The organism is Paenibacillus tianmuensis (genome assembly GCF_900100345.1).
Classification (GTDB): domain Bacteria; phylum Bacillota; class Bacilli; order Paenibacillales; family NBRC-103111; genus Paenibacillus_G; species Paenibacillus_G tianmuensis.
Genome location: NZ_FMTT01000004.1, coordinates 137,849 through 159,447, shown reverse-complemented (window position 1 = coordinate 159,447; position 21,599 = coordinate 137,849). Strand labels below are relative to the sequence as shown.

At 49.6% G+C, this 21,599-nt stretch carries 21 protein-coding genes and 1 pseudogene; 17 read left to right on the top strand and 5 right to left on the bottom strand.

The genetic code is table 11. From position 1 onward, the window contains the following. Positions 1–22: 22 nt before the first annotated feature. Entirely contained in the window at positions 23–1,231 is a 1,209-nt protein-coding gene (locus BLO51_RS04530) for an ornithine--oxo-acid transaminase (RefSeq protein WP_090667408.1), read from the bottom strand. Positions 1,232–1,653: 422 nt separating this feature from the next. On the opposite strand from BLO51_RS04530, the gene BLO51_RS04525 reads away from it, so the two are divergent. From BLO51_RS04525 to BLO51_RS04515, 3 genes are all read left to right on the top strand, one after another. Further along, a complete protein-coding gene (locus BLO51_RS04525; protein ID WP_090667405.1) occupies positions 1,654–2,607 on the top strand; it encodes a helix-turn-helix transcriptional regulator in 954 nt (317 codons plus the stop codon). Positions 2,608–2,671: 64 nt separating this feature from the next. Beyond that, on the top strand, positions 2,672–3,220 hold the full coding sequence (locus BLO51_RS04520) for a GyrI-like domain-containing protein (RefSeq protein WP_090667402.1): 549 nt from the start codon (positions 2,672–2,674) through the stop codon (positions 3,218–3,220). A 24-nt stretch (positions 3,221–3,244) separates the two neighbouring features. Further along, the gene (locus tag BLO51_RS04515) at positions 3,245–3,703 is read left to right on the top strand and encodes a DUF1801 domain-containing protein (protein WP_217266688.1); all 459 of its coding nucleotides are present in this window, start codon (positions 3,245–3,247) and stop codon (positions 3,701–3,703) included. Between the two features lie 325 nt (positions 3,704–4,028). On the opposite strand, the gene BLO51_RS04510 is transcribed toward BLO51_RS04515, so the two are convergent. Together BLO51_RS04510 and BLO51_RS31115 are read right to left on the bottom strand one after the other, a co-directional pair. Next, positions 4,029–4,442: a hypothetical protein gene (locus BLO51_RS04510; RefSeq protein ID WP_090667395.1), complete on the bottom strand. Its 414-nt coding sequence runs from the start codon at positions 4,440–4,442 to the stop codon at positions 4,029–4,031. Then, a complete protein-coding gene (locus BLO51_RS31115) occupies positions 4,439–4,861 on the bottom strand; it encodes a MobA/MobL family protein (RefSeq protein WP_281180323.1) in 423 nt (140 codons plus the stop codon). The genes BLO51_RS04510 and BLO51_RS31115 overlap by 4 nt, the downstream gene beginning before the upstream one ends. 115 nt (positions 4,862–4,976) lie before the next feature. On the opposite strand from BLO51_RS31115, the gene BLO51_RS04500 reads away from it, so the two are divergent. The 6 genes and pseudogenes from BLO51_RS04500 to BLO51_RS04475 all read left to right on the top strand — a co-directional run bounded on the left by BLO51_RS04500 (position 4,977) and on the right by BLO51_RS04475 (position 9,851). Then, the gene (locus BLO51_RS04500; RefSeq protein ID WP_167670100.1) at positions 4,977–5,645 is read left to right on the top strand and encodes a hypothetical protein; all 669 of its coding nucleotides are present in this window, start codon (positions 4,977–4,979) and stop codon (positions 5,643–5,645) included. A gap of 239 nt (positions 5,646–5,884) precedes the next feature. Continuing rightward, positions 5,885–6,046 (top strand): DUF4275 family protein, encoded by a 162-nt coding sequence (locus tag BLO51_RS30095; protein ID WP_090667585.1) that lies wholly within the window; start codon positions 5,885–5,887, stop codon positions 6,044–6,046. A gap of 89 nt (positions 6,047–6,135) precedes the next feature. Continuing rightward, positions 6,136–6,516, top strand: coding sequence for a hypothetical protein (locus tag BLO51_RS30090; protein WP_245719529.1), 381 nt, complete (start codon positions 6,136–6,138; stop codon positions 6,514–6,516). Positions 6,517–6,794: 278 nt separating this feature from the next. Continuing rightward, positions 6,795–7,718: pseudogene (locus BLO51_RS04485) on the top strand (IS4 family transposase); the annotation flags it as partial. A gap of 174 nt (positions 7,719–7,892) precedes the next feature. Next, positions 7,893–9,146: an MFS transporter gene (locus BLO51_RS04480; protein ID WP_217266686.1), complete on the top strand. Its 1,254-nt coding sequence runs from the start codon at positions 7,893–7,895 to the stop codon at positions 9,144–9,146. A 327-nt stretch (positions 9,147–9,473) separates the two neighbouring features. After that, positions 9,474–9,851 (top strand): helix-turn-helix domain-containing protein, encoded by a 378-nt coding sequence (locus BLO51_RS04475; RefSeq protein WP_174551194.1) that lies wholly within the window; start codon positions 9,474–9,476, stop codon positions 9,849–9,851. Between the two features lie 162 nt (positions 9,852–10,013). Here BLO51_RS04475 and BLO51_RS04470 read toward each other — a convergent pair whose 3' ends face one another. Further along, complete coding sequence (locus tag BLO51_RS04470) at positions 10,014–10,406, bottom strand: hypothetical protein (protein ID WP_217266685.1); 393 nt, start codon at positions 10,404–10,406, stop codon at positions 10,014–10,016. Between the two features lie 380 nt (positions 10,407–10,786). Here BLO51_RS04470 and sigK point away from each other — a divergent pair, with 380 nt between their 5' ends. Beyond that, entirely contained in the window at positions 10,787–11,488 is a 702-nt protein-coding gene (sigK, locus tag BLO51_RS04465; protein ID WP_090667381.1) for an RNA polymerase sporulation sigma factor SigK, read from the top strand. A gap of 121 nt (positions 11,489–11,609) precedes the next feature. Continuing rightward, on the top strand, positions 11,610–12,923 hold the full coding sequence (xylA, locus tag BLO51_RS04460; RefSeq protein ID WP_090667378.1) for a xylose isomerase: 1,314 nt from the start codon (positions 11,610–11,612) through the stop codon (positions 12,921–12,923). A gap of 859 nt (positions 12,924–13,782) precedes the next feature. On the opposite strand, the gene hisC is transcribed toward xylA, so the two are convergent. Next, positions 13,783–14,850 carry a histidinol-phosphate transaminase gene (gene hisC / locus BLO51_RS04450; RefSeq protein ID WP_090667373.1) on the bottom strand — a complete coding sequence of 356 codons (1,068 nt, stop codon included), beginning with the start codon at positions 14,848–14,850 and terminating at the stop codon, positions 13,783–13,785. A gap of 194 nt (positions 14,851–15,044) precedes the next feature. Here hisC and pdxR point away from each other — a divergent pair, with 194 nt between their 5' ends. The 6 genes from pdxR to BLO51_RS04420 all read left to right on the top strand — a co-directional run bounded on the left by pdxR (position 15,045) and on the right by BLO51_RS04420 (position 21,584). Further along, a complete protein-coding gene (pdxR, locus tag BLO51_RS04445; protein WP_090667370.1) occupies positions 15,045–16,487 on the top strand; it encodes a MocR-like pyridoxine biosynthesis transcription factor PdxR in 1,443 nt (480 codons plus the stop codon). A 1-nt stretch (position 16,488) separates the two neighbouring features. Then, positions 16,489–16,677: a hypothetical protein gene (locus BLO51_RS04440; RefSeq protein WP_090667365.1), complete on the top strand. Its 189-nt coding sequence runs from the start codon at positions 16,489–16,491 to the stop codon at positions 16,675–16,677. 281 nt (positions 16,678–16,958) lie between these two features. Beyond that, positions 16,959–17,957 (top strand): asparaginase, encoded by a 999-nt coding sequence (locus tag BLO51_RS04435; RefSeq protein ID WP_090667363.1) that lies wholly within the window; start codon positions 16,959–16,961, stop codon positions 17,955–17,957. Between the two features lie 110 nt (positions 17,958–18,067). Then, the gene (locus BLO51_RS04430; RefSeq protein ID WP_090667360.1) at positions 18,068–19,651 is read left to right on the top strand and encodes a glutathione ABC transporter substrate-binding protein; all 1,584 of its coding nucleotides are present in this window, start codon (positions 18,068–18,070) and stop codon (positions 19,649–19,651) included. 95 nt (positions 19,652–19,746) lie between these two features. Continuing rightward, positions 19,747–20,676 (top strand): ABC transporter permease subunit, encoded by a 930-nt coding sequence (locus tag BLO51_RS04425; RefSeq protein ID WP_090667357.1) that lies wholly within the window; start codon positions 19,747–19,749, stop codon positions 20,674–20,676. An 11-nt stretch (positions 20,677–20,687) separates the two neighbouring features. Further along, positions 20,688–21,584, top strand: a complete 897-nt coding sequence (locus tag BLO51_RS04420) for an ABC transporter permease subunit (protein WP_090667354.1) — start codon at positions 20,688–20,690, stop codon at positions 21,582–21,584. The last annotated feature ends 15 nt before the right edge of the window (positions 21,585–21,599 follow it).

The window sequence follows — 21,599 nt, the reverse complement described above, 5'->3', positions numbered from 1 at the left end:
TCTTCTGTGCTTAGTTAAAGCTCTATACGCTCTCATGCTGCGGCAGCAATACTTCTTCGAGCCGCTCCAGCGCCATATCGAGCTCTTCCTTGGCAATGATTAGCGGGGGAGCCAGACGAATCGTATGCTCATGTGTTTCCTTGCACAGAATTCCGCGCTCTTTGAGCTTTTCGCAGTAAGGCCTTGCCGCCGTCTCCAGCTCGATCCCGATAAACAGCCCGCGCCCGCGAACCTCACGAACAAGCGGGCTGCGGAGCCGGCGGAGTCGCTCGATCGCATACTCGCCCAGTTCCCGGGAGCGCTCGGCCAGTCCTTCGGACTCGATGACCTCCATCGCAGCAATCGCGACGGCACAGGCGAGCGGATTGCCGCCGAAGGTCGAGCCATGCGAGCCAGGGGAAAATAGCTCCAGCACCTCCCGGTCGGCCGCTACGGCAGAGACGGGCAGCACGCCGCCCCCGAGCGCTTTGCCCAGGATATACATATCGGGCACGACCTGTTCCCAGTCGCATGCGAACCGTTGACCGGTTCGCCCGAAGCCGGTCTGAATCTCGTCGGCGATAAATAGCACGTTTCGCTCCTTGCACAGCTGCCAAGCTTGGCGCAAATAGCCTTCCGGCGGCAGGATAATGCCTGCTTCGCCCTGGATCGGCTCGAAGAGAAAAGCGGCCGTATTCGGCGTGATAGCGTTTTCGAGCGCCTGCAAATCGCCGTAAGGGACAACCGTAAAGCCCGGGGTAAACGGACCGAAGCCCTTCTTGTATTCCGGCGTTGTGGAGAAGGAAGTGACCGCAAGGGTCCGGCCGTGAAAATTGCCTTCGCAGACAATCACTTCCGCAAGCGGCTCCGTCACTTGCTTTCGCTCATAGGCCCAGCGTCTGGCCGCCTTCACCGCCGTTTCCACCGCTTCCGCCCCTGTGTTCATCGGCAGGATCATCGGCTTGCCCGTCAGCCGGGACAGCAGTTCGAAGAACGGTCCAATCCGGTCGTTATGGAACGCCCGGGACGTTAAAGTGACCCGCTCGGCTTGGTCCTTCAAGGCCTGGATGATTTTCGGATGCCGGTGCCCTTGGTTTAGCGCGGAGTAGCTGCTCAGCAGATCAAGATAACGCCTGCCTTCCGCATCCTCGACCCATACGCCCTCGGCTTTGGAGATGACGATCGGGAGCGGGTTATAATTGGGAGCGCCATAATGCTCCGCCAAACGAATGAAATCCGTCGTTCGGCTCACGTGAATTCACCTCGGTTTCGTTTGATTGGAACTGGAAGAAAATATATTACTATACATATATTCCATACGGACTTCGACTGTCCTTCTTTCAAAAGGAAAAATTTCTTTTATTTAATCTGACGGAGCGTGCAACGGCGCAAGTGAATGGTGAACAGCCTGCGGGAGATAAAGGCTTCGGCGGCGGATGCGGCAAGGGGCCGGGAATGCCGGATAGCAATGAATTTGAATCAACGACATAATCGGCATGTATGAGTATTATGGTGAATGAATACTTACAGGGCTACCTCCGGGCTGCCTTTCTTGATGCATATGAGGTAATATATAATGATAGCGAGCATGAATTAATTTCGGAGAATTCTCATGAATAAGCAATAGCAATCGCAAACAAGCTTGTTTGTCCGACATAATGGAGGTCAACTACTGTGAAATTGGAAAGGCTCTTATCTATCATCATCTTGCTGCTGAACCGCCGCATGGTGCAAGCCAAGGAACTCGCTGAGCGGTTCGAGGTGTCCGTACGGACGATATACCGGGATATCGAAGCGATAAATGTGGCCGGCATCCCCGTTGTCACCTACCAGGGAAACAACGGCGGCATCGGTTTGGCGGAAGGTTACCGCTTGGATCGCAATGTGCTGACCAACGACGAGCTTGCTGCCATCGTCACCGCCCTTCGCAGCATCTCCACCTCATACGGCAACGAGCAGCATCTGCGGTTAATGGAGAAAATCAATAGCGTTATCCCGCCCGCATACTCCGAAGAATTCCGGCATATGACGAGCCGTGTCCTGATCGACTATTCGCCATGGGACGGCAACGAAAGGCTGCAGCCTAAACTGCAGCAGTTAAAGGAAGCGGTAGATAGCTGCCATATAGCAGAATTCACCTACTCCAATGCGAAAGGCGAAGTATCTCATCGAATCGTTGAGCCTCATATGCTCATTATGAAAGGAAAACAATGGTACTTGAAAGCCTACTGCCAGGAGAAAGAGCAGTTCAGATTATTCAAATTAAAGAGGATGAAGGAGTTGGAGATAGCCGATGGGAGGATATTCATTCGCCGAGAGCTACCGAAGCAAGATCGCTCTGCAGACCAGAGCCCGACCGAGTCGTCTCAGGCGACAGAGTTCGTCTTGCGATTCCGTGCTGAATCTCGTTATTTGGCGGAGGAATGGTTTGGGATTGAGGAGTTATCGCCAGTTGATGACGGCAGTTGGCAAGTAAAGAAAGCATATCCGGAAGATGAATGGTTGTACAGTTTTATACTTAGCCTGGGACATCATGCAGAGGTTCTTGAACCCCCACATCTGAGAGAGATCATCGCCAGCCGTGCGGAGCAAGTTGCGAAAATGTATAGAAGTGGTCATTTAACTTGACAGATAGCTGTCAGGTTAGTTGTGTTAAACTAGTCTTATTCCAATTAAAGGAGAAGGATTAGCGATGAAACAAGACGAATTTCAATCAAAAGCACAAACTGGTCAAACCGGAGATGCGGCTGTCCCGAAACCTACCCGTGTCGAGGAGCGTCCGTCCTTCACGCTGGCCGGAATTAGCGTTGTCACGACAAATGAGGCCGAATTAAGCGGGCAAGGGAAAATTGGCAAGCTGTTTGAGCAATTTCACTCAACAGATATTGCCGGACAACTGGGTATCCAAATACAGCAGAACGGCCATTACAGCTGCTACTTCAACTATGAACAGGGAGTTGCCGGACAATATGAAGTAATGGTCGGCGTACACGTTCGAGAACCATTGCAGGACCAATATCCCGATTTCGTAAAGACGTTTACTGTTCCCGCTGCTAAATATGCCGTATTCGTGACGGAGCGGGGGCCGATTATAGAGATGGTGCAGCGGGCTTGGGCCGATATTTGGCAATGGTCGCAACAACCCGGTAATGATCGGGCGTTCACGGGCGATTTTGAGTATTATGGGCCGAATATCGATCCGAACAACGGACAAGCGGAAATTTATATCGCATTGCGCTAATACAGTACAACACCGTCCCTGTAAATGAACATCCTTGATGCAATGGGGAAAGGAATGATCAGCATGGATGCGATTGAAAACACAAAGGTAGCCGATGTATTCGACCGTTATCCCAAACACATGCAAGAAAAATTGTTGTTTCTCCGCCAATTAATACTGGATACTGCATCAGAGATAGATGGCGTTGACACGGTGGAAGAGACACTAAAATGGGGCGAACCTAGTTACATCGCAAAAAGCGGAAGTACCATCAGAATCAATTGGAAAGAATCAAACTTAAATCAGTATGCCATGTATTTCAATTGCAACTCAAAACTGGTGGACACATTTAGAGAACTTTATCGGGATAAATTCAACTTTGAGGGTAACCGGGCGATCATGTTCGATGAAAATGATGAAATACCCGTGGATGAATTGAAACAATGCATTTCATTGGCTCTCACTTACCATACCCGAAAGCATCTTCCCATGCTGGGCATATGATTTAAGGCATTCCTTTTTACCTTACATGCACAAGTAGGCCCCAGCTCACATACAATGTACAATTGATGTTATGCGTGCTGGGGCTTTGTTCATTAAACAGTTAACCTTGTGGAATGCGCACTCGCACAACATCGTGATTGAACATAACTTGCGGCTGGTAGCCCACATCCTTCGCGGCGCGGTGCATTGAGAATGAAATCTTAATTTCATTTTATATGCGTAAAAAAATGTACAATTTAGAGGCCAAAGAGCCTCTTTTTCTATTCGCTAAAATTGGAAATTATTAGAAGTTATAAAAACGAATTCATCGAGCTATCGTCTCTCATTAGTCATCTTTAGGTGTTATGTTATAACTAACCAAATAAAATTTAGCTGTTGGAGTATCATTCTTCAGATACAGTTCCACATTATCTTTTTTAACCCCAACATTACATAAACTAACGGTTATTTCAAAATACTTTGCCCCATGTAAAGCATCTGCACGAATGCTCCCCTTATCTTTTCTTTTTACTGTTACCTTCTCGTTAATATTAGTTATTCGTTCACAATTAAAGGTAGCATATTCTGTCTTATAAATGTCTTTGAGTGAAGCAACTATAACTGAATGCAATTGTTGTAACAAAGCTTCCTCAAGTTGTTTTTCCCTAGTTTTTGAATGAGCAGCTAATGTTGGTGTTGTTATATTAATTAAAAGCATACATATAAGACTAAGATAGCAATAGCGAGTTTTAAAGGTCAAAAGGACGCGCCCCTTTTAAATTTTCTGTATATTTCCCTTTCCGGAGAATATTTATCCATTCCCAATATTTTGTCAGTTACAATTCTGCAAATGGTGCCGTGCTTAAGTAGCTCCACATCTTGGGTCAACAAAATAAAAAAACTCATGGAGTCATTTTCATCCATGAGAAAAACGAATGTATAAAGCTGTGAGTTGCAATTTCTCTCGATTTTCTCCACAGCGTTCCATAGGGTACCGCGGTCTGTGTACTCTCTCGGCGCATGGTCGGGCAATAAAATTGATCTATGCACAACGCCACCTTTTCGTGTGTAGTCATGGGTCACTCTATCATACTCATTTGTGATTTTTTCACCGCTGCGGTAACCCGCCGCTGCAACCGACGACTTGCCTTTGCCACGGTTAATGATTTTTATGCTCAAATGAAAGATTGCGATAGTTGACCTCCTCTTATTCTTGATTGAAGAAACATTTTGCTTCTGGTATAACCAATTTAAGTTATAATAAATAAGATGAATAAGCAGGATTTTTATTTTATTGGCGGTGGTGACTACGGTGGGGTGTGACATACAGCTTTTTTGCGAGGGGTTTTTACGAAAACACAAGAATACAGAGAAAAAATGGATAAATATTGACCAATGGTATAGGCAAGATGATTGGGCTGAATACATGGTGACTGAAAACGAGGGATTTCACTATACAGATTTAATTGATAACAGGCGCGACTATGGCCTTTTTTATCTGTTGGCAGGGGTGCGGGGAAACGATGAAGAAAACAGCTATTTGCCAATATCTAAAGCAAAAGGTTTACCTGAGCATATGGATTCTTTAGTCAAGAAATACTATGAAAATTTCTGTGAGATAGATTTTGAATCTGAAAAAGTTGACTTTCATCACGCTTCCTATCTGACGCTGAAAGAACTCAAGGATAGCGGATATGGCAACTTGATGGAATTAAAGGGCTGGGTCTATGAAGATGAACATAAAAAAGCAACCGAAACAATTGAGAATGGTCAAAAGTATCAGCTTCACTTTGTGGATGTCAAAACTCCAAATCGTGTAGAACAAGGCATGGTTTTGATGGAATGGAAAGGCTATCTCAACTTAAATCTAACCTACCTGATGGAACGAATGGAAGTTTTGAAAAAGGAAAGAGCCATCGAAAACGATGAAGAAATAAGAATAGTGTTTTGGTTTGATAATTAACTTTTGCGTCCAAAGCAAAACAACATATCTTTATGCAAGCCCTGGTTACATTAAATACACATTTTTCCAGATGAATCTACAGCAAATCCGTAGCTTTCTGCTGAAATGGGTGTAATTGGAATTAGGTTTTGCTGCTACTTACACCACAACAGGTCAAATTCGCCACGGTATGGCGAAAAGGAGCGTATTGGTTTGGAAGTCATAACCAACTATGATAAAATAACATGGAGTCCTAAAACATAGAGAAGGGATATTCCAATGAACAAAGTGAAATAGTCAGAGTAAGGAAAATCCCTGAATGGGGAGAATATCTACGTAATCAGTGGGAATATAACTTCGCTAATCATCTTAGTCATGAAGAAAGGAAGCAATTTATCTTCATGATACTGGCGGTAGCGTAAAAAAATGTATCAATGGAGGCCAAAGAGCCTCTTTTTTTTATTTGCAGAAGAGGGATAACACTCAAATTCCGCACCCTTTGACTCTAAAAATGGCGAATTCAACGAAGAAACAATTTGTGAAAACCCCCTTGTTAAACCGGAGACTGGTTTATAAAAATGTTGAATTTGAATTGACAAATATACAGCGATTAAATCAAGGAAAACTTCTAACACTAACTGAAACTCGCGAAATTAATGGAATTACAGAAAAATACTACAAAGCCAAATCTACAAGATTCCTCACATCCTCTAATGAGGAATTTACAACGAATAAAGATAATATTTCTTCAAGAATTCTAACTCAACTTTTATTGACATCCGAAGACAGAGAAAAATTAGTCTCAGAACTTGTAAAAGTTCTTGAGAAGTGGGAAAGTTTGCCCAAACCAAAAAATGAAGAAGAACTACTTGAAGTCAGGCCTGTTGATTAACCACTAAATGGTAGAAAAAAGATCGCCTTTACTGTAGAATCGTTTGTACCACCAAAGCGATTCGAGAAAGAGGCGACCTCATGAAAAATTGTATCACGATCCCATCCGTTCTTCAATCCATTCTAAGTGCTGAAGAAGTCAAATCAATTGTGCGAATGATAGGTTATGAAGACAAAGCCCGTAAGTTTACGGTATATGACTTGTTACAATATTGGTGTACGGCTGCTCATTAACAATGGGAGGGTTACCGGGCAGGGGTTGACTGCGCTCATTCCTGCGGCTTAATTCAGGTTCACTATTCTAGCTTTTCGAGCAAAGCAGCAGAGGTACCTTTTGCTGTGTTCAAAGAGCTTTTTCATCTGCTTATCCAAAAATGTAGTCGTAAGACACGTCGAAAATTGGCTTTCCCTAAAGAATTGCTTCTTATTGATTCCACAACGATGACCGTTGGCAAAACCCGTCTGCCTTGGGCACCTTATCATGGGGAACGAGCAGGCGTAAAATTACATGTGGCCTTGCAGGCAGAAAATCTTCAGCCACTGAAGGCCATCGAGAGCATTGGCTCGAAGCATGACGGGCCGATGAGCGAGAGCTTGACTCATACGGACTACATTATGGTCATGGACAGAGCCTACGGAAAACTCGAACGTTTGGATGGCTATAAAGAAAACGGGCAGTCATTCGTCGTTCGGTTAAGAGATAACGTTCATCTTGAAAAACCGCGTGCTTTGCATCGTCAAATCGAGGAAGATTCGCCAATTATTCGTGATATCACGTGTCAACTTGGAACAGCCCAATGTCGATCTAAACATCGCCATCGTGTTGTGATCTTTCGGGACTTTGAAGGTCGAGAAATCCGAGTCGCCACAGATCTAATGCAGGTCTCTGCCGAGCAAATCGCGCAGATGTACAAAGCTCGTTGGCAGATCGAGGTATTCTTTCGTTGGATTAAGCAGCATTTAAACATTCCTACGTTGTTTGGGACAACAGAGAACGCCGTTTATGGTCAGTTATTTGCAGCATTGATGGTGTACGTTCTGCTGAAATGGCTGTTTGACTCCGTTTCTTCATCCATATCTCGGCATGTGGAACTCTCCTTTGTCCGATTTACACGTTTATTCGCTCTTCATATGCTGCCTGCTGAATGGCTTATAAAGATTCAATATATTGTGCAAACACATAACCCCCAGGGGGTTGTTTAGAATACATAATTTGGTTAATCAACAGGCCTGACTTGAAGTTAAAGTTGAAGTGTTCCTAGGGGTCTGTCCGACGAAACAGGGTTAAGCCCCTTCCGTCGCGAATTATCGATCAACTGATCTTTCGATGATCACCAAGAGGTACTCTAACGTGGCCCAATATCCCAAGGAGGAATGATGAATAATACACCTGGTGACGTAAAGCAGTATCCAATTAATTTTATATTATTACTCTCATCTCGAATTTTTAAAGTTATCTCAGATAACTTTGCCTCTATTGCTCTAGTATGGTTACTTATTGAATCTGGTGGTGGGGCGGTGAGCACGTCCATTCTATATGTATGTTCGATAGTACCACAAATGGCTCTTAGCTTATTTATTAGTCCCTTACTAAATAAAGGACGGTTACAGTACTGGATGGCAGCATCAGATGTGATACGTGCTTTGATAATAATTATAGTGCCAATTTGTTACTACTTCGATATTCTACCTGTTTGGGTATTTTTCGTCACTGCTTTACTCCAATCCGTTACTGCTGCTATCTATAATCCTTCATCAGTTGCATTATTACCAAGAGTTGTTGATGAGGTAAAGATTCAATCAGCAAATGCACATTTGCAATCAGTTACTCAAATTGTAAACCTTTTAGGATTGGCCTGCGCTGGATTACTTGTTTCACTTTTGTCTGCTAGTACTACTTTACTATTGACAGGGGTGCTATTAGTTATATCAGGTCTATTAATTCTAACTGTCAAGACACCAAATTATACTAATGACCCGAAGGAACAGATTATCGAATCTTCTGGAAGAGTGGTTTTCAATTCTTACTTCAAGTACGTTTATGAAGGAATTATGAATGTAAAAAGACATAAACTAATATTTGGGTTGACAATATATGCCATTTTTATAAATGTGGGCACTATACCATGGATGTCTTTATCAGCAATTTATGTAGCTGATCAGTTGAATGGTAATGCAACAACGCTTTCTATAATTCGGGCAAGTTCAGCTATTGGAGCTCTTCTCATGGGGATAATTCTCGTCAAAATTAAAATTGTACGCCATGGGATGTTTTTCCTCTTTGCAGGTGTAATAAGTGGTGTAGTCCTTACAATTTTGGGGGTAATGCCTGAGTTATCTGTTATTATTGTTTGCTGTTTTATTTTAGGTGCAACTGAAACAGCAATAAATGTTCCAGAGATGGTTATCTTACAAACCACAGTTCCACAACACCAACAAGCACAAGTTTACGCGACACTAATGACAATTAGTACCTTTTTCATCCCAATTGCAATCTTGATCAGTGCACCGCTTGCAAATATGTTTGGTATGGGTCTGATTATAGCTATTGGTGGGGGGATAATTGTACTATCAGGAATAATAATTCGTTTTACGACGCCTCTTTTAGAATCAACTTCAATGAGAACATAGTGCCGAGAGATGTTAAATCGCTTAATTTGTGCGCCGTTCGGATTACATATTGTGATCTCATTGATAATTTACATCGGTTCGTGTACATATCTTCAAGAAATTCAACAATACGGGGAAGGATCTGGGAGATTCGATCTCCATCGGTAATCATTTACTTGAATAATGGAAACGCACCCACCATTGGCTGCTTCTCGCATAATGTACCTATCCGTGGGCAATTTCCTCGATTTTATGCGTGCAATCTATTGACATAGGTCTAACCAAAGCTATTAAACTTTTTGATAGCAGAGAGTTTAATAGGGGAGTCGCATGGAGGTTAGGTGTGTTTTGAATTTACATCCCAATGTCAGGAGAAAGTATTATTTTGACGACAAGAAAAAGGCAATCATGGTTTATAAATATCCAGCAGAAGAATGTTTGTTTTGTTCAGGCAAGCAACAAATCATTTACTTCAAACGATTTTATATTTGTACGCCATGTATTCAAAGCCTTCCTTTGCTTCAAGTTTTCTTGGAGCGGATAGAACGTGAACGAGCTAATAAGGTAAAAACGAAAACAATTACTGCAAAAAGGAAAGAAGCATTGGATCGTCTGCATCAAGCGATGAAGGAAAATCCAGAAGCTTCACAAAAGAAACTAGCCGAAATTTTAGGATTTTCACAAGCATGGGTCAGTAAGTTGATTAGGAATATTGTAGATTCATAAAGTGCGAACCTGACAACGAGTGTGAAAGAGGCCGCGAACTATTTCGCCGTGGGCGTAGCCTTCACCATCACTCGTTTTTTTCTTTGTTCAGTTCAAAGAGCGCAACAGGGAGCAAATACAGTTCTATCCACCCAATCGTATCCCTTCGGGTCACATGACACCTTACAGAGGATACTCCTCTACATTCGAGGCCTCGGTAAAATCCTCCAGCCGGACCCCGAGCACCGCCAGATGCTCCTGCAGCGCCGCAACCGAATCCAACTGATTGTAATCCTCCACCCGATCGTAGGACGGATCAAATCCGTGCTCAAGATCCGACGATAAGAACGACGCCTTGCGTAGCCGGAAGCGCGCGTCCTGCTCGCGGCATCGGGGCGCATATCTGGAATGTCCCAGCATGGCATTTGGCTCCGTGCGAAATGGATAGGGCGGCAGCGCCTCAGGCCGCAGCGAAATCTCGATCCACGTGCGGTAGAGCGGGTCCTCCGGACTGAGCTCATGCAGCAAAGCCTTTCCGTGAAGGAGCAGCTCCAGATTGTCTATTTTTCCGATCATCCTTTGTGTCCTGCCTTTCCATTAAACGCGTACTACTATTAACCATACCATGCTTTTTAGCGCGGTGACGATCCAGTCATCTTCAAAATAGACCTTGACTCCCTACGCCGTAGTCCAAGTTCACCTGGCGAATCTCTAATGATTGTGACATACAAGTGCAGCGACCTGCAAGACTGATTGTGCCTTTTTGGCCGGAGTATTATGGGATTTAAGTTCCATAATCATTCCACATTTTCAAACAGGAGAAGCAAACGTCACGGATTCAGGTGTAAATTTTGTATACAGGCACTTCCGGGCTGCCGCCCACATACACTAATACTAATCTTTGCGCGAAAACTTCCGAGATCGTTGATCGGCAAACACCTTAGGGGGTGGCTGGAATGCCCGGATTATTCAGTGCCGTAGCTTTATTTATTAAACAGCTTACTTTACTCGTTTCCTATGTAAAAAACAACGCGTTTCCCCAGCCTTTGGCGGAGGATGAAGAAGACAAACATTTGAAGCTGATGGCCCAAGGCAATCAACATTCGCGCAATGTGCTCATCGAGCATAACCTTCGGCTTGTCGCGCACATCGTCAAGAAATTCGACAATACGGGGGAGGATCTGGAGGATTTGATCTCGATCGGTACGATCGGTTTGATCAAAGCGATTGAATCGTTTTCCCCCGACAAAGGGACCAAGCTTGCGACCTTCGCTGCGCGGTGTATCGAGAATGAAATTCTGATGCATCTTCGCTCGCTGAAAAAGACGCGCAAGGACGTATCGCTGCACGACCCGATCGGGACGGACAAGGAGGGAAATGAGATTACGTTAATCGATATCCTCGGCACGGACTCCGACGAGGTGGTGGATAAGGTACAGCTCAAGATCGAGAAAAGCAAGATTTACAAAAACCTGGATATTCTCGACGAGCGGGAAAAGGAGGTCGTTGTGGGCCGTTTCGGGCTCGAACATGGCGGAGAGGAGCGTACGCAGCGGGAAATCGCCAAAGAGCTCGGCATCTCGCGCTCTTACGTTTCGCGGATCGAGAAGCGGGCGCTGATGAAGCTGTACCACGAGTTTTATAAGCAAAAGAGGTAAAACCATGAGAGCAGCTATCTATCGATAGTTTGCTTTTTTTTCTATCGTGGCATAACAATGCTTGCTGTCGGACGATGGCTGGCATTTCAAAGCTATTTTTCCAACATAGGGGGGAATCGATATGAGTTATTTCAATACGGTGAACAAGATTCAATATGAGGGCAGGGACTCCAAAAATCCGTTGGCGCTCAAGCATTACAACAAATCGGAAATCGTGTATGGCCAAACGCAAGAGGAGCATCTTCGCTTTGCCGTAGCCTACTGGCATACCTTTACAGGCGGGGGCAGCGATCCGTTTGGCGCCGATACGGCCATTCGTCCTTGGACGGACTGCACCGGGTTGGACTTGGCGAAGGCACGCGTCGAGGCGGCCTTTGAATTTTTTGAGAAAATCGGCGCTCCTTATTTTTGCTTCCATGACCGGGATATTGCGCCTGAAGGCGATTCGCTGAAAGAAACGAATCACCATCTGGATGTGATCGTGGCCTCTATACAAGAGCACATGAAAGCGAGCGGCGTGAAGCTGCTGTGGAACACCGCCAATATGTTTACCAATCCGCGATTCGTTCATGGCGCGGCAACGACCTCTAATGCGGATGTGTACGCGTATGCGGCCGCCCAGGTGAAGAAAGGGCTGGAAACAGCGGTAGAGCTGGGGGCGGAAAATTATGTGTTCTGGGGCGGACGCGAAGGCTACGAATCGCTGCTTAACACGGATATGGAGCTTGAGCTGGACAATTTGGCGAGATTTTATCATATGGCTGTGGCTTATGCGCAAGAAATTGGCTTTACGGGGCAATTTTTGATCGAGCCGAAGCCGAAGGAGCCGACGAAGCACCAATATGATTTTGATGCCGCAACCACCATTGCTTTCCTGCAAAAATACGGGCTCCAGGATCATTTCAAGCTGAATCTCGAAGCGAACCACGCGACGTTGGCCGGACATACCTTCGAGCACGAGCTGCGTGTAGCCCGCTTGCACGGCATGCTCGGTTCAATCGATGCGAATCAGGGCGATCTGCTGCTTGGCTGGGATACGGATGAATTCCCGACCGATCTGTATGCGGTTACTCTCGCAATGTATGAAATTTTGAGCAACGGGGGCCTCGGATCGGGCGGCGTGAACTTCGACGCGAAGGTCAGAAGATCGTCGTTCGAGCCGGAAGATTTGTTCCATGCGCATATCGCGGGAATGGATACGTTTTCCAAAGGCTTGAAGGTGGCGGCAAAATTGATCGAGGACCGCTTTTTTGAGAAAATTACGGATGAGCGTTACAGCAGCTTCAAAAGCGGCATCGGCCTTGATATCGTGGCAGGCAAAACGGATTTCCGCCAATTGGAGCAGTATGCGCTCGGCAACCAAACGATTGGCAACAAATCCGGCAGACTGGAGCGGATCAAGGCCGAGCTGAACGAGTATATCTTTTCCGTATAAGCGGGGCGAACGATCACTCCTTGGGGAGACGGGCAGAAGACCTTGGGTGGAAATGTCCCAACTTTTTTAAATTTTGAGCGTCTATACCTAGGAAGGAGGAAACTTATGAGACTTCTCAGATATATTTTATTGTTGATTGTATTTATGCTTTCTTACTGGGCAGGTTTTTTTTCTTACGAAAGTACCCTTTGGTTAGTTTGGCAACAGACTCTTGGGGGGGATAAGCGAGCGGTAATTTATTGGTCTTTGTTAGCTTATTTAGTCATATCAGTTCCATTGTATCTTTTAATCTGTTACACAATCAAAACTAAAATAAAGCGTAATTCAGCCCGTATGTTTTGTTACCCTACCATGTGTGCGCTCACCTTTATATTGCCTACAGCCTTCATAATGATTTCCTTCGGGGGCGGTAGCTTTTTCTCGGCTGAATCTCAGTTGTTTTACTCATTTTTTGCCTCATCCGGGATCGTATTCGGTGTAGGTTACGGGTTGATTTCACATGTTTTCGAATCCAAACATTGAATTGTAACAATCTCACGAGGATGACGATTCTCCGACCATCCCAAGAGGGTATCCTATATGCTCCAAGCACGTCGTCTATTTGTCCTGCCACGGATGCTTGTTATGCAACTACGAAGGCAGCGGCTGAAGTTCGTCTCCCGGCTCCTCGGAATGTAATCTTGCCCATAACAAAGCAGCCTGGATCTCACTACATCAGTGCTATGACCGGCATAAGTCGAAAAGTTGCTTCAAATCCAACTGGAAATACATGGTCGGACGTTCAAATTATAACATGACCGCTTCAATCGCCAAAGAAGCCCCCGTTCCCCTCGAAACCAAGGGCGGGAGCTTCTTTCCTTTAGCCCAGCAGTCCGCGCAGCACAGCGGTAACGGCAGCCATTTCTTCGTCCGTACCGATGGAAATGCGCAGCTTGTCGGCCAAACGAGGATGCTCGAAATGGCGGACGTAGATGTTGCGTTCCAGCAGCCTCCGGTACCATTCGCGGGCATCGGGCTTTCCGGCTCCCGCCGGAGGCGTGCACAGCACAAAGTTTGTTTGCGAAGGCATGACATCGAAGCCGAGGCTCCGAAGCTCGGCAATGAAGCTGTCGCGCGTCGCCTTGACCGCCGCCACCGTACGCGCCGTGTATTCCCGGTCCTCCAGGGCCGCCACGGCAAGCTTCCGGCTGATCGCGTTGATGTTGTAGATGTCCTTGCTCTTTTCCAGCGCGGCGATGAGCGGCTCGGTAGCGATGCAGTAGCCGACCCGCGCTCCGCACAGGGCGTAAGCCTTGGAGAACGTACGGACGACGATCACGTTGGGATAGCGGTCCACCTGTGGGATGGCGGTTGCGCCGGGATCGGCGAAGTCGATGTAGGCTTCGTCGATGACAACGAGCCCCGGGAAGCGACTGACCAGCCGTTCCACTTCTTCAAGCGGCAGCAGGTGTCCGGTAGGCGCATTCGGATTGACCAGCACGATCGCGTCCGCCCCGCTGCTTATCAGCAGATCCGTATCGACGGTAAAGTCGCTGCGCATCGGAACGGCGATGGAAGAAGCCTGATAAGATGCCGCCACCGTGTGATACAGCGAGAACGACGGGTCCGGTAGGGCCAGACGCCGGTTCGGGCCGATGAAGCCTTTGACGATCAAGGAAATGATCTCGCTTGAGCCGTTCCCGCAAAAGACTTGCTCGTCCTTGACGCCGTGCAGCTGTGAAAGTGCGGCGCGCAGCTGTACACAGTGGGCGTCGGGATAACGACGCAGCTCTTCTTCGCCAAGCGTGCGCAACGCCTCCAGCACAAGCGGAGAGGGCGGGTACGGGCTTTCGTTCTGATTCAGCTTGATCACGCCGCTTCCTTCCGGTGGAAGATCGCCCAAGGCGTAAGGGGTGAGCCGTTTAATATGTGGCAAAATAAGGGTCATCGGTTTGGTTCCTCCTGACATCCAGCTGACGGGGTCAGCTCGTGATTTTATGATGAGATGCATGTCTTCCGCTTTGCGCAATGGGATGATAAGATGAGCATAACTGTATTTTGACATTGAAAAAATAGTCAGTTTCGTCATTTTTACAGTGACAGTTTGAAACACTGAACGTTTATTACAAAGGAGAAGCCGGGATGATCGACTTGATGCCGAGGCTCGACGAAACGTCGGGCGAAGCGCTGTATATGCAGCTGTACCGCTATATCCGCGACGAAATCGCCGCCGGCCGCATTCCGGCGAACGAGCGGCTGCCGTCCATCCGTACGCTGTCCGCTTACTTGGGCGTAAGCCGGTCGCCGGTCGCTCTTGCCTACGAGCAGCTGCTCGCCGAAGGCTATGTGACCAGCCGACCGCGCAGCGGGCTATATGCCGCAGAGTTGGACACGTCCGCCTCCTTGCAGGCGCAGACCGAAGCGGCAGCGGAACGTTCCGCCGTGTCGCTGTCGCCGAAGCGCGCGTATCACGCATCTCAGGATGAACCGTTCCGTTACGACTTTGGCTACGGCAGCGTCGATATCGCGAGCTTTCCGCTGGCGAAATGGCGCAGGCTGATGAACCGCTGTCTGCTGCCGGAAAACAGCCGTCTGCTGCTGTACGGCGATTTGCAGGGCGAGTCGGAGCTGCGCGCCGAAATTGCCGCCTACCTGCACCATATGCGCGGGGTACGCTGCGAGCCGGAGCAGATCGTCATCGGTGCGGGCACGTACCACTCGCTCGATTTGCTGTTCCAATTGCTGCGCGAGGATGTCGTCTGCATCGCTTCCGAAGAAGCGGTCAACGACGGGGTAAAAGCGCTGTTCGGGCAGTTCCGGTTCGATTGCCTGCCCCTCCGGCTGGAAAGCGACGGCATCTGCCTCGAAGAGCTGCAGGCCAGTGGCGCGCAGGCCGTTTATGTCACCCCGTCGCATCAGTTTCCGTACGGCATGACGCTGTCGGCGGGCAAGCGGCTCAAGCTGCTTCAATGGGCGAAGGAGCGGCGGGCCTACATCGTCGAGAACGACTACGACGGCGAGTTCCGCTACAGCGGCCGGCCGATTCCTTCGCTGCAGAGCTTGGACGACGACGGCCGGGTCATCTACGTCGGCACGTTCTCGCGGGCGCTGACGCCGGCGTTTCGGCTCAGCTATCTCGTGCTGCCACCGGCGCTGCTGGCGAGGTTCCGCATCCGACGGCACAGCTACGACCAGCTTGCCTCACCGATATTCCAGAAGACGCAGCAGCTGTTCATGCAATCCGGCGACTTCGAGCGACATGTGCGCAAAATGCGCAGTGTCTACCACAAAAAGCGCGATGCGCTGCTGCATGCGGTGCGCGACGCTTTTCCGGCGGGCGTCGAGATGATCGGCGCGGACTCGGGGCTGCACATGTTGCTTCGGGTACGCGCCGATCAGGACGAAGCGGAGCTTGTGCGCGCAGCCGCCCGGGAAGGAGTCCGCGTCTATCCGGCTTCGGCTTACCGGCTTCGGCCGGAGGCTGACGAGGCCCCGACCGTGCTGCTAGGCTTCGGCGGCCTGTCCGAAACGGACATCCGGGAAGGGATAGGGCTGCTGGCGCGGGCATGGAAAATGGAGGGGTAACGTGAAAGTTTCCGGCGAAGGAAGCAGCGTCTTGAACCTGTACTCGATCCGCGAACAGGAGAGCAAAATTTGCAAGGATAACAGCCATCCGGTGAAACCCGAAAGACCGCACGCTTCCCGGCCAAACGGCCTGAGGGGAGAGGCGGTTTTTTTGTATACGAAGGACAAAAACGACAAGAGAAGAAATTAATACCGTCACTGGAATAAATAAATCTTGTATTCTTCGAATCGATCCCGAAAACTGTTGTTTATCTTCACAAATTATTCAAATATTTATTGACAAGCAAAAAAAACGGCTGTTATTATTAACATCAGTGGTGAAAATAAACGAAAAGAACTTGTTCGAGGAATCATTTTACGTGGTTCCGGACCGGACGAACCCGACTTGAAAGCGTTAGCAATCGGGATGCTCGGACCGTTAACCGCAGCGGAACATCTTGAACTTCACATGCCGAAAGGATATGAGTACTTATGGGCTTCGAACGATTGGTGGAAGAATACCGCGGAGGCGTGCTGGAGAATGTACATATGGGCCTCGTCTGCGGAATGGACGAGAACGGACGGATTGTGTACTCCGTCGGCGACGAACAGCATATGACTTTTCTGCGTTCGGCGGCGAAGCCGTTTCAGGCGATCCCGGTCTTTAAGAACGGCATCGACGACAAATTCAAGCTGAGCCCGAAGGAAGCGGCTTTGTTCGCCGCCTCGCACCGGGGAGAAAAGTATCATATCGAGGCGCTCGAGGCGATTTTGGAGAAAACCGGGCTGAAGGAAGAAGACATCCTGTGCTGTCCGACTTACCCGCTCAACGAAGCGCCGCGTGCAGCCTGCAACTGGGAGCATCTGGAGAAGCGCAGGCTGTACCATAACTGCTCCGGCAAGCATTCCGGTTATCTCGCGCTGTCCAAGGATCTCGGCTACGACCTCGAAACCTACTGGAGCATCGACCACCCGGCACAGCAGCTCAGCCTGGAAGCGATGGCGGAAATGGCCGACTACCCGAAGGAAGACATCCGCATCGGGGTGGACGGCTGCGGCTTTCCGGTTTATGCGATGCCGCTCCAAAACATCGCTCGCGCCTATCTGAAGCTGGCTTGCCCGGATTTGATAGAGGATGCCGGTACGAGAGCGGCGGTTACGAAAATCGCCGGCTATATGAACGCGAACCCGGAGATGATCGCGAGCCACGACTTTATCTGCACCGCGCTGCTGACCGACCCGAACATTGTCGCCAAGGGCGGCGCCAAAGGAGTGTACGGCTTCGGGCTCAAAAAGGAGCGCATGAGCTTCGCCTTAAAAGTGCTGGACGGCTCTGAGCTCGTGTGGCCGATTATCGTCGCTTCGATTCTGGAGCAGATCGGCTACGATAACCGCGATACGATCGACCGGCTGTATGCGCTGGCTCCGAAGGAGATCAAAAACGATAACCACATTGTCGTAGGCGAGAGAAAAACCGTATTCCATTTCTAAGCGGGCGCATCACCGATCCAAAGGTAACGATCTTCCGCTTATGGACGAATGGGTTCGTTCGTCCCGCAGGAAGATTTAGCATAAATCAATGAAAAACGGGGGGATTTTCCATGAAAAAACGTTTCACAACTTTTACGGCATTGGTGCTCGCAGGCGCGATGTTTGCAGGCTGCAGCGGCGGCGCAGGCAAGTCGCAGCCGCAAGGCGCGGCCGAACAGCCAACGGCCAAGAAGGAAGGCAACGGCATCACGATTGCGGTCAATGCCAACTTCGTAACGCTGGACCCGCATAACGCGGCCGATACGCTGTCCATTTCCGGCTACCGCACGATGTATCAAGGTCTGCTCGGCTTCGATCAGGATATGAAGGTCGTGCCCGTGCTGGCTGAATCTTACGAAGTGAGCCCGGACGCGAAAGTATACACCTTCAAACTGAAAGAGAACATCAAGTTCCACGACGGCACGCCGCTCAACGCCGAAGCGGTCAAAATCAACCTCGACCGGGTGAAAAACAAGGATAACAACTTGAAAATGGCCCGCAGCTTCGCCACCGTGGAGAAAACCGAAGTCGTCGACGCCAAAACGGTCAAAATCACGCTGTCCCAGCCGTATTCCGCGATACTGAACAAGCTGGCCATGCTGATGATCATCAGCCCGCAGGCGCTGGAGAAGCACGGCAAAGATATCGGCCAGCACCCGGTAGGCACGGGCCCGTTCAAGTATAAGGAATGGGTACAGGGCGACCGGATGACGATCGAGAAAAACGCCGATTATTGGGAAAAAGGACTGCCGAAGGTAGATACTGTCACCTTCAAGCCGGTGCCGGAGAACGGTTCCCGCGTCGCGATGCTGAAAACGGGCGAAGCCGATTTCGCCTATCCGCTGCCGACCGAGCAGGTTGAGCAGGTGAACGGAAAGAACGGCATCGCAGTGGACAAAACGCCTTCGACGATTGCGCGCTACATCACGATGAACATGACGAAGAAACCGTTCGACGACGTCCGCGTCCGTCAGGCGATCAACTTCGCAATCAACAAAGACGCCTATATCAAAGTCGTCAAATCGGGCTTTGCCGAGAAGCTGGACTCGACGATGTCGTCCAAAACGCAATTCTATGCGAAGCAAACGCCGTATGACGGCAACGTGGAGAAAGCGAAAGCGCTCCTGAAGGAAGCCGGCCTCGAAAACGGGTTCAAAGCCGAAATCTGGGGCAGCTCCGACTCGGAGACGGTCAAAGGCATGCAGTTCGTGCAGCAGCAGCTGGCAGCCGTAGGCATCACGCTCGACGTGAAGCAGATGGAAGAAGGCACGCTGTCCAACGAGATCAACTCGGCCAAAACGCCGCAGGAATCCAAGGTGCAAATGTGGTACGTCAGCTGGTCCCCGTCCTCGGCCGACGCCGACGCGGCGACGCGCCCGCTCTTCGCGAGCGAAATGTTCCCTCCGAACGGAGCGAACACCGCTTACTACAAAAACGACAAAGTGGACGAACTGATCGCAAAAGCGAACAAGCTGTCGAACGCCGACGAGCAAAAAGCCGTTTACGCCGATATTCAAGCGCAAATCTACAAAGACGCTCCGTGGGTCTTCCTTGCCGTCGACCAGATCGTATCCGGCAAGAAAAACTACCTCGAAGGCGTGAAAGTATATCCGGACGGCTCGATCAACGTCCGCGAAGCCGAAATCAAGAAGTAAGTCCTGACCTGATGCTGTGTTGACCCGCCCTTCGGTGCGGTGCTCACCACAGCATCTCGCCTAATGGCAGGTTTTCAGAGGAGGAGTGTAAAAGCTTGGCTCAGTATGTGCTAAAACGATTGGTTGCCGTCATTCCGATTCTTTTTATCGTTTCCGTCTTGATCTTTCTGTTCATCCATTTGATTCCCGGCGATCCGGCGCGGCTCGTCGCGGGCAAGGAAGCCACGCTCGAAGACATCAGCCGCATTCAGGCCGAGCTCGGCCTCGACAAGCCGCTCTGGGAGCAATATTTGATCTATATGTCGCATCTGCTGCAGGGCGATCTGGGCCGTTCACTCAAAACCGGCTTGCCGGTGACGGAAATGCTTGCCTCGCGCATGATGCCGACGATTTGGCTGACGATTTTCAGCATGGGCTGGGCGCTTGTGTTCGGGATTGTAATCGGAGTCATCTCGGCGACGAAGCGCAACCGCTGGCCGGACTATTTGAGCATGCTGACCGCGGTCTCGGGCATTTCGGTGCCGCCGTTCTGGCTCGGGCTGCTGCTTATCCAGCTGTTCTCCGTGCAGCTCGGCTGGCTGCCGACCGGAGGCGTCGATTCGTGGCAGGGCTACGTGCTTCCTTCGATTACGCTCGGAGCGGGCATCATGTCGATGCTGGCGCGCTTCTCCCGGGCCTCGCTGCTGGAATCGCTGAAGCAGGATTATATCCGGACCGGCCGGGCCAAAGGCTTGAACGAGTCCGCGGTCGTCTGGGGGCATGCGATGAAAAACTCGATGATCTCCGTCATTACCGTGGCCGGGCTTCAGTTCGGCTTTCTGCTTGGCGGCTCGGTCATTGTCGAGACGGTGTTCAGTATCCCGGGGCTCGGGCGGCTGCTGATCGATTCGATCGCCTTCCGCGATTATACGGTCATTCAAGCGGAGCTGCTGCTGTTCGCCGTCGAATTCATTCTGGTCAACTTGCTCGTTGACGTCCTGTATGGCGTTCTCAATCCTAAAATTCGCCTGTCGGGCCAGAACTGAGGAGGACCACCATGAATCAAAACATCGTCATCGACCATTCCGCGGATTCGGCCGTTCCGTTAACGAAAAGCAGTCCGCTCCGCGATTTTTGGATCAAAATGAAAAAGCAAAAGCTCGCGTTCGCCGCAGGCTTGTTTATCGTACTGCTCGTCGTCGTCGCGATCATCGGTCCAGCGCTTGCGCCTTACGATCCGACTGTGCCGGACTACGACAACATTTTGTCCGGTCCGTCGGCGAAGCATTTGGCCGGTACGGACGAGTACGGCCGAGATATTTTCAGCCGCATTCTCGTCGGCACCCGGCTGTCGCTGTCCGTCGGCCTCAGCGCCGTGCTGATCGGCGCGGTCATCGGCACACTGCTCGGGCTGATCAGCGGCTATTATGGCGGCTGGCTCGACCGGCTGATCATGCGGGGCAGCGACGTGATGTTCTCGTTCCCCGATCTGCTGCTGGCGATCGGGATTGTCGCGATTCTCGGGCCGGGGCTGATGAACGTCGTCGTCGCCGTTGCGATCTTCGGCATTCCGTCGTTCGCGAGGCTGATCCGCAGCGCCACCTTGGAAACGAAGGAGTCGCTGTATGTGGAAGCCGCCCGTTCCATCGGGGCGAACAACACGCGGATTATTGCCCGTCATATTTTTCCCGAAACCGTTCCGAGTCTGATCGTTTATTTCACGATGCGGATCGGGACGACGATTTTGGCCGCATCGGGCCTGAGCTTTCTCGGCCTTGGGGCGAAGCCTTCGGACCCGGACTGGGGGGCCATGCTGAGTATGGGCCGCGATTACCTCAGCATCGCGCCGCATGTCGTTTATTTTCCGGGAGCCGCCATTTTCCTGACGGTTCTCGCCTTCAACATACTGGGAGACGGTTTGAGAGACGCGCTCGATCCGAAGATCAAGAATTAGAACAGGAGTAACGCG

Bases quoted from the DNA above. Each gene is read 5' to 3' on its own strand.
- BLO51_RS04520 (WP_090667402.1), top strand. From the start codon at position 2,672: ATGAAACAAGACGAATTTCAATCAAAAGCACAAACTGGTCAAACCGGA.
- BLO51_RS04515 (WP_217266688.1), top strand. From the start codon at position 3,245: ATGAACATCCTTGATGCAATGGGGAAAGGAATGATCAGCATGGATGCG.
- BLO51_RS30090 (WP_245719529.1), top strand. From the start codon at position 6,136: ATGGCGAATTCAACGAAGAAACAATTTGTGAAAACCCCCTTGTTAAAC.
- BLO51_RS04480 (WP_217266686.1), top strand. From the start codon at position 7,893: ATGAATAATACACCTGGTGACGTAAAGCAGTATCCAATTAATTTTATA.
- BLO51_RS04470 (WP_217266685.1), bottom strand. From the start codon at position 10,406: ATGATCGGAAAAATAGACAATCTGGAGCTGCTCCTTCACGGAAAGGCT.
- sigK (WP_090667381.1), top strand. From the start codon at position 10,787: ATGCCCGGATTATTCAGTGCCGTAGCTTTATTTATTAAACAGCTTACT.
- xylA (WP_090667378.1), top strand. From the start codon at position 11,610: ATGAGTTATTTCAATACGGTGAACAAGATTCAATATGAGGGCAGGGAC.
- hisC (WP_090667373.1), bottom strand. From the start codon at position 14,850: ATGACCCTTATTTTGCCACATATTAAACGGCTCACCCCTTACGCCTTG.
- pdxR (WP_090667370.1), top strand. From the start codon at position 15,045: ATGATCGACTTGATGCCGAGGCTCGACGAAACGTCGGGCGAAGCGCTG.
- BLO51_RS04435 (WP_090667363.1), top strand. From the start codon at position 16,959: ATGGGCTTCGAACGATTGGTGGAAGAATACCGCGGAGGCGTGCTGGAG.
- BLO51_RS04430 (WP_090667360.1), top strand. From the start codon at position 18,068: ATGAAAAAACGTTTCACAACTTTTACGGCATTGGTGCTCGCAGGCGCG.
- BLO51_RS04420 (WP_090667354.1), top strand. From the start codon at position 20,688: ATGAATCAAAACATCGTCATCGACCATTCCGCGGATTCGGCCGTTCCG.